This window comes from Arthrobacter sp. NPDC097144 (assembly GCF_044762205.1).
Taxonomy (GTDB): Bacteria; Actinomycetota; Actinomycetes; order Actinomycetales; family Micrococcaceae; genus Arthrobacter_B.
Genome location: NZ_JBIWDW010000011.1, coordinates 1787 through 3918, shown reverse-complemented (window position 1 = coordinate 3918; position 2132 = coordinate 1787). Strand labels below are relative to the sequence as shown.

At 54.2% G+C, this 2132-nt stretch carries 1 rRNA gene (cut by a window edge); it reads right to left on the bottom strand.

Annotation, left to right across the window (positions count from 1 at the left end):
- Nucleotides 1-1984: ribosomal RNA gene (locus tag ACIQXM_RS18055) — 23S ribosomal RNA — on the bottom strand; it reaches 1278 nt to the left of the window's first position.
- Between the last annotated feature and the right edge of the window lie 148 nt (nt 1985-2132).

Here is a 2132-nt window from a genome sequence, read left to right as displayed (position 1 = left end):
GTAGTGTCCATCAAGGTTGGGGCCCCCCTTCTCCCGAAGTTACGGGGGCATTTTGCCGAGTTCCTTAACCATAATTCTCTCGATCGCCTTAGTATTCTCTACCTGATCACCTGTGTCGGTTTGGGGTACGGGCGGCTAAAACCTCGCGCCGATGCTTTTCTAGGCAGCATAGGATCACCGGATTCCCACCAAAGTGGGTCCCGTCAGATCTCAGGATCGTCATCAAAGACACAGCAACGGATTTACCTATCGCTGACCCTACATCCTTAGACCAGGACAACCATCGCCCGGCCCGGCTACCTTCCTGCGTCACACCTGTTAATACGCTTACCTCCCGGGATCAGGTCCCGCGCTCCACCAAAAACCGTGTCGCCACAAGGGCTAACAGTCAGGTATTGGGCGGTTAGTATCCCCCGATCAGTATTGGCGGTTTTTCGCCGGTACGGGAATATCAACCCGTTGTCCATCGACTACGCCTGTCGGCCTCGCCTTAGGTCCCGACTTACCCAGGGCAGATTAGCTTGACCCTGGAACCCTTGATCATTCGGCGGACGGGTTTCTCACCCGTCTTTCGCTACTCATGCCTGCATTCTCACTCGTGTAGGCTCCACCGCTGGTTTACACCGCGACTTCACTGCCCACACGACGCTCCCCTACCCATCCAAACGCTTGAACGAAAATGGATAAACCATCCGCTTGGCTAATATTTGAATGCCACAACTTCGGCGGTGTACTTGAGCCCCGCTACATTGTCGGCGCGGAATCACTTGACCAGTGAGCTATTACGCACTCTTTCAAGGATGGCTGCTTCTAAGCCAACCTCCTGGTTGTCTGAGCAACTCCACATCCTTTCCCACTTAGCACACGCTTAGGGGCCTTAGTTGGTGGTCTGGGCTGTTTCCCTCTCGACTATGAAGCTTATCCCCCACAGTCTCACTGCTGCGCTCTCACTTACCGGCATTCGGAGTTTGGCTGACGTCAGTAACCTTGTAGGGCCCATTAGCCATCCAGTAGCTCTACCTCCGGTAAGAAACACGCAACGCTGCACCTAAATGCATTTCGGGGAGAACCAGCTATCACGGAGTTTGATTGGCCTTTCACCCCTACCCACAGCTCATCCCCTCCATTTTCAACTGAAGTGGGTTCGGTCCTCCACGACGTCTTACCGTCGCTTCAACCTGGCCATGGGTAGATCACTCCGCTTCGGGTCTAGATCACGCCACTGCATCGCCCTGTTCAGACTCGCTTTCGCTACGGCTTCCCCACACGGGTTAACCTCGCGACGTAACACTAACTCGCAGGCTCATTCTTCAAAAGGCACGCTGTCACAAGCACAACACCACAAGGATGCTGCCCTGCTCCAACGGATTGTAGGCACACGGTTTCAGGTACTGTTTCACTCCCCTCCCGGGGTACTTTTCACCTTTCCCTCACGGTACTTGTCCGCTATCGGTCATCAGGGAGTATTTAGGCTTACCAGGTGGTCCTGGCAGATTCGCACGGGATTTCTCGGGCCCCGTGCTACTTGGGATCCTCTCCAAGCGGCAGCATACATTCCGGTTACGGGGCTAACACCCTCTACGGCCGGGCTTTCAAACCCGTTCACCTATGCACCTGCACTCACTTCACCAATCCGGCAGAACTGGTACGGAAAGTCCCGCAACCCCAGTGATGCAACGCCCGCCGGCTATCACACACCACTGGTTTAGCCTCTTCCGCGTTCGCTCGCCACTACTAACGGAATCACTGTTGTTTTCTCTTCCTGTGGGTACTGAGATGTTTCACTTCCCCACGTTCCCTCCACGCACCCTATGTGTTCAGATGCGGGTCACCCGGTCACTCGCGCGCCGGGCGGGGTTTCCCCATTCGGACATCCTGGGATCAACGCTCGGTTATCAACTCCCCCAGGCTTATCGCAGATTCCTACGTCCTTCTTCGGCTCCTGATGCCAAGGCATCCACCGTGTGCCCTTAAAAACTTGACCACAAAAGATCAATAAATATTATCGCTATCGAGAAAACCATGGAAACCGGTAAAACCGGTCACCAGGTTTATCTGAAATTGCACTTAATAATTTTAAGATGCTCGCGTCCACTATGTAGTTCTCAAACAACAACCCCGTCACACCCCTC